This window comes from Pseudokineococcus marinus, assembly GCF_013004605.1.
Taxonomy (GTDB): Bacteria; Actinomycetota; Actinomycetes; order Actinomycetales; family Quadrisphaeraceae; genus Pseudokineococcus; species Pseudokineococcus marinus.
Map to the genome: position 1 here is coordinate 1 of NZ_JABEMA010000248.1, position 4623 is coordinate 4623.

General features: G+C 77.4%; 4 protein-coding genes and 1 pseudogene. 4 read left to right on the plus strand and 1 reads right to left on the minus strand.

The genetic code is table 11. From position 1 onward, the window contains the following. The 4 genes and pseudogenes from HLB09_RS13260 to HLB09_RS13275 all read left to right on the plus strand — a co-directional run. Nucleotides 1–399: pseudogene (locus tag HLB09_RS13260) on the plus strand (hypothetical protein); the annotation flags it as partial. A 319-nt stretch (nucleotides 400–718) separates the two neighbouring features. Beyond that, nucleotides 719–1732, plus strand: a complete 1014-nt coding sequence (gene trxB, locus HLB09_RS13265) for a thioredoxin-disulfide reductase (RefSeq protein ID WP_171203821.1) — start codon at nucleotides 719–721, stop codon at nucleotides 1730–1732. A gap of 111 nt (nucleotides 1733–1843) precedes the next feature. Further along, on the plus strand, nucleotides 1844–2167 hold the full coding sequence (gene trxA / locus HLB09_RS13270) for a thioredoxin (RefSeq protein WP_171203822.1): 324 nt from the start codon (nucleotides 1844–1846) through the stop codon (nucleotides 2165–2167). Between the two features lie 221 nt (nucleotides 2168–2388). Then, nucleotides 2389–3549: an N-acetylmuramoyl-L-alanine amidase gene (locus tag HLB09_RS13275; protein ID WP_212771050.1), complete on the plus strand. Its 1161-nt coding sequence runs from the start codon at nucleotides 2389–2391 to the stop codon at nucleotides 3547–3549. A 183-nt stretch (nucleotides 3550–3732) separates the two neighbouring features. On the opposite strand, the gene HLB09_RS13280 is transcribed toward HLB09_RS13275, so the two are convergent. Continuing rightward, nucleotides 3733–4413 carry a GNAT family N-acetyltransferase gene (locus tag HLB09_RS13280; RefSeq protein WP_171203823.1) on the minus strand — a complete coding sequence of 227 codons (681 nt, stop codon included), beginning with the start codon at nucleotides 4411–4413 and terminating at the stop codon, nucleotides 3733–3735. Nucleotides 4414–4623 lie beyond the last annotated feature (210 nt).

Consider the following 4623-nt stretch of genomic DNA (forward strand, 5'->3'; position numbering starts at 1 on the left):
GGTGAGGGCGCCTCCGACGACGCGCCCGGCCGCGGGCCGGACGCCGGACGGGCCGACAGCGCCCCGGCGGAGGGCGGCACCGCGGCGGGGGCCGAGGGGAGCGACTCGGCCCAGGCGGGAGGCGGTGACGCAGCACCGACGGCCCCCAGCGGGCTCGCGCGGGCCGACGAGCTCGAGCCGTGTCTGGCGGCGCTGGGACGGCCGGACGCCCAGGTCCTCGCGGTCGACACGGCGCGGTGGGAGGGACGCCCCGCCGACGTCCTCGTGCTCGACGGGCCGACGACCGGCGGGACCGACGCCGAGGGTCCCGCGTCGGCGCCGCTCGCCGTCTGGGTGGTCCGCCTCGGGTGCCGCGGGGGCGACGGCGCGCTGCTGCACTACGAGGTCGTCCCGCGCTGAGCGACCCGGCCCGCTCGACGACCGGGTGACGACGACCCGTGGCGACGACCGCCGGCGACGACCCGACCGGGGCGGCGAGGGCCGGCGACGCGCGGGGCACCGGAGGCGCGGCCGGACGGGGGGGCCGCGGGCGCGCGGGAACAGCTGCGGCACCGCGCGGCGTTGGACGCGTCGACCGAGCAGGACCTCCGGCGGCCCCGACAGGGCCGGGGTGCTGGGAGCATGAGCGCGGGCGGCCTCCGCCGAGCGCCGGCCCCCGACGCACCACCGGGGTCCCGTCCGACCAGCGAGCACACGAGCAGCGAGGAGCGCAGCCAGCGTGACCGACGACGTCCGCAACGTGATCATCGTGGGCAGCGGCCCGGCGGGCTACACGGCCGCCATCTACGCGGCCCGCGCCAACCTGCAGCCGCTCGTCGTGGCGGGCTCCGTGACCGCCGGCGGGGCGCTCATGAACACCACGGAGATCGAGAACTTCCCGGGTTTCCCCGACGGGCTCATGGGTCCCGACCTCATGGACAAGATGCAGGCGCAGGCCGAGCGCTTCGGCGCGGAGGTCGTCTTCGACGACGCCGCAGAGATGCACCTCGAGGGCGACGTCAAGACGGTCGTGCTCGGCAGCGGCGAGGTGCACCGCGCGCGCACCGTCGTCCTGGCGCTCGGGTCGGCCTACCGCGAGATCGGCCTGGAGAACGAGAAGCGGCTCTCGGGCCGCGGCGTCAGCTGGTGCGCCACCTGCGACGGCTTCTTCTTCAAGGACCAGGACATCGCGGTCGTCGGCGGCGGCGACTCGGCCGTCGAGGAGGCCACCTTCCTCACGCGCTTCGCGCGGTCGGTCACCCTGGTCCACCGCCGCGACGAGCTGCGCGCCTCCAAGGTCATGCAGGACCGCGTCTTCGCCAACGAGAAGATGCGCTTCGCGTGGGACACCGAGGTCGTGGACGTGCTCGGGCAGGACAAGGTCACGGGCCTGCGGGTGCGCAGCACGACCGACGGCTCGGAGCGCGACCTCGACGTGACAGGGCTCTTCGTCGCCATCGGCCACGACCCGCGCGTCGAGCTGGTCCGCGACCAGGTGCGCATCAACGACCACGGCTTCATCGACGTCGACGGTCGCTCGTCGCGCACCAACCTGCCCGGCGTCTTCGCCTGCGGCGACGTCATCGACCACGAGTACATGCAGGCCATCACCGCCGCGGGCAGCGGGTGCGCCGCGGCCCTCGACGCCGAGCGCTACCTCGCCGAGCTCGGCGACGCGGGCGGCCCGACGCCCGACGCCGCCCTCACCGAGGAGAAGCCGGAGATGGCCGGCACGGCGGGCAACCGCCCCTGACCCGGCTGCGGCCGCCCGCCGCACCCGTCGTCGTCCCGACCGGCCGACCGGCCGACCCCGGCCCCCGGCCGACCCACCGCAGCACCCCACCGCAGGAGAGCAGGAGCACCCGTGAGCACGAAGACCGTCACCGACGCCACGTTCGACGCCGAGGTCCTCCAGGCCGGCAAGCCCGTCCTGGTCGACTTCTGGGCCCCCTGGTGCGGCCCGTGCCGCCAGGTCTCCCCGATCCTCGAGGAGCTGGCGACGGAGTACGCCGACAAGATCGACGTGGTCAAGGTCAACACCGACGAGAACCCGCGCATCGCGGCGAGCTACGGCATCACCTCGATCCCGACGCTCAACGTGTACTCGGGCGGCGAGCTCGTGAAGTCCGTCGTCGGCGCCAAGCCGAAGCCCGCCCTCGTGCGGGAGCTGTCCGACTTCCTCGCCTGAGCGCACCCGCACCACCGACGGCCCCCGGCCCCCCGGCCGGGGGCCGTCGTCGTCCGCCGGGGCGCCCGGCCCGCCCGGCGTGGTACGACACCCTCCGGGCCGACCACCGGCCACCCCGTCCCGCGAGCACGCGCCCCGCCCCGCCCGACCACCCGCCGGACCGACACCCCCGGCTCGACACCCCGGGCTCGACACCCCGGCTCGACACCCCTGGAGGACCCGTGCCCGTCCCCCCGCACCTGCTGCGCCGCGGCGACACCGGACCGCGCGTGGTCGGCCTCCGCGAGGAGCTGGCGCGCGCCGGCGCACCCGCCGGGGCCGACCCGGAGGAGGACGTCTTCGACGACGCGCTCGAGCGGGTCGTCCGGGCCTTCCAGCAGGAGCGGGGGCTGCGGGCCGACGGCGTCGTCGGGCCGCAGACCTCCCGCGCCCTCGACGGCGCCCGCTGGCGGCTCGGGGACCGCGTGCTCCGCTTCGTCCCCGGCCACCTGCTCCACGGCGACGACGTCACGGCCCTCCAGGACCGCCTGCTGCAGCTCGGCCTGCTCGACGACCGCCGGGACGGGCGCTACGGGCCACGCACCGAGGCGGGCGTGCGCGAGCTGCAGCGCAGCAGCGGCACCGCCGTCGACGGCGTCCTGGGCCCCGAGACGCTGGCCGCCCTGCGCCGCCTGGACCGGTCCGTCGGCGGAGGGGACGCGAGCGGCCTGCGCGACCTCGAGCGCACCGCGCAGGCCCGGCGGCGGGCCAGCGGCCGCGTGGTGCTCCTCGACCCGGCCCACGGCGGCACGGACCGCGGCTCGGTCGGGCACGGCCTGGAGGAGGCCGAGGTCGTCCTCGACCTCGCCCAGCGCCTCGAGGGCCGCCTGGCCGCCTCCGGCACCACCGCCGTCCTGTCCCGGGGTGCCGACCAGCGGCCCTCCGCGGAGGAGCGCGCCGAGCTCGCCGAGTCGGTGGCGGCGGACGTCGTCCTGTCGCTCCACTGCGACGCGCTCGTCCCGGCCGGCCTGGACGCCGGGCACGCCCTCCCGCCGGCCGCCGCCTCCGGTCTCGCGACCTTCTCGTGGGGCTCGGCCACCGCCCGCTCGACGGAGGGCGCGCGTCTCGCCGGGCTCGTGCACCGCGAGCTCCTCGCGCGCACCGGCCTGGCCGACTGCCGGACGCACACGTGGAACACCGACCTGCTCCGGCTGACCCGGATGCCCGCCGTCCGCGTCGAGGTCGGCTACCTCACCTCGCCCGACGACGCCGCGCTCGTCCGCGACCCGGCCTTCCGGGACCGGTGCGCCGAGGCCCTCGCCGTGGCCCTGCACCGCTTCTTCCTCGAGGAGGAGGACGACGTGCCCACCGGCCTGCTGCCCGTCGTCGGTGCCGGCGCCTGACGCCCCTCCCACGCCGGCTCGCACCGGGCTGGCACGCCCGCGCCCCTCCTGACCTGGCTCGCACGACGTCCCCGTGCGCCGCCCTCGACGGCACCGACACGAGCGAGGCGCCGTCCGAGGCCCGTCAGGGCACCGACGCCCACGGGGCGCTGGGGCGTCGACGCGACGAGCCCCGTGCCGGCCTCACCCCAGGGCCGGTACGCGCAGGTCGGCGAGGATGCGGTCGAGCGCCCGCTCGACGTCCTCGCGCCAGGCGAGCGCCGTCCGCAGCTCCAGGCGCAGGCGGGGCCACCGCGGGTGGTCGCGCACCACCTCGAAGCCGACCTCGCGGAGGAAGCCCGCCGGCACGTGGCAGCCGCCGCCGAGCCGGGCGGCCGGGACGTCGAGGCTCCCCCGGCCGGAGGTCGGTGGCAGGGCGTCGGCGGCCGTCCCCTCGCCACCGCCAGCCTCCGCGAAGGCCTCGACGGCCCGCACGCCGCGACGGGTCAGGTCCTTCGCCGCCGCCTGGACGAGCATCCGCCCGAGGCCGCCCCCGCGGTGGCCGGGCAGCACGCCCGCCGTCATGAGGAGCACGGCGTCGGCGCTGACGGGGGACGTGGGGTACTGGAGCGAGCGCGGGACGAGATGGGGCGGGGCGTACGTCACGAAGGCCGCGAGCTCGCGGTCCACGTGGACGACGCGCCCGCACGACCCCCACTCGAGGAGCGTCCTCGACAACCACGCCTCCTTCTCGAAGGCCGGGTCGCCCGACCGCCGCGCGGCGTCCGCCGCCGGGGCGTCGAGCTCCCAGCGCACGCACGAGCGGCACGGGTCGGGGAGCGCGGCCACGTGCTCGAGGGACAGCGCGCCGATCGACCGGCTCACGGCCGGACCACCCCCGGTCGCCGCACGCCACGTTCCACGTGGAACGCGTGCGGCGTCGCTCGCACGGCGCCCACGGTCAGCGGGGTCGCCGCGGGTCGTAGCCCACGACGCGACGCCGCGGCTGCAGCAGGGCGCCCAGGAAGGCGGCGGAGGCGCCGAGCGAGAGACCGAGGCCGACCGCTGCCCAGCGGCGCGCTCGGGCTCGTCTGA